Here is a 573-nt window from a genome sequence, read left to right on the forward strand (position 1 = left end):
TGCACGCCGCCACCAAACCCGCTCGGTAACCCCCCTCCTTTGGCGCGAGCGTGCGTGTCTGCATACGACACGCCGCGAGTTTTCGGCAGCTTGCGCACGCTCACGCAAGTATGGGTGACGTGTCAGTAGCGGTGTACCGAGCGCCGATGCGGTCGCGGCGCGACGACGTCGATTGGGGCGCGGCTGTCGAGCGCGCACTCACCACGGGCGTATGCGGATTCGGCGGGCCGAAGAAGCCGTCGGACGAACGCCTGGCTCGCCGCATCGAACGGTTCCGCGATGTCGACAACGGCTCGTTCGTCTGGACCCGCGACACCGACGGCCTGTACTGGCTCGGCCGCATCCACGGCCCGTACTTTTACGACAACGACGACGCGGCGGCAGCCGTTGACCTGGTGCATGTTCGCGAATGCCATTGGCTCGCAACGCCATTGCCCGAACAGAAGGTACCCGCGGCCGTCATTGCCACGTTTCGACGCGGCGGCCGCAACTTCCAACAGACCCACGACCGTAGTGTCGTTGCCGAGAGCCAACACATTTGGGACGAGCTCAGCTAGCCGCGAGCGTGCGCAA

At 65.6% G+C, this 573-nt stretch carries 1 protein-coding gene; it reads left to right on the forward strand.

What is annotated here, in order from left to right; all coding sequences use genetic code 11:
* The first annotated feature begins 110 nt into the window (after nucleotides 1–110).
* Nucleotides 111–557, forward strand: coding sequence for a hypothetical protein (locus tag A5651_RS16950; protein WP_066976149.1), 447 nt, complete (start codon nucleotides 111–113; stop codon nucleotides 555–557).
* Nucleotides 558–573 lie beyond the last annotated feature (16 nt).

Origin of the sequence: Mycobacterium sp. 1274761.0 (assembly GCF_001668615.1) — a bacterium.
Lineage (GTDB): Bacteria > Actinomycetota > Actinomycetes > Mycobacteriales > Mycobacteriaceae > Mycobacterium.

Excerpts from the sequence above, each read along its gene's own strand:
- A5651_RS16950 (WP_066976149.1), top strand. The coding sequence starts at position 111 with ATGGGTGACGTGTCAGTAGCGGTGTACCGAGCGCCGATGCGGTCGCGG.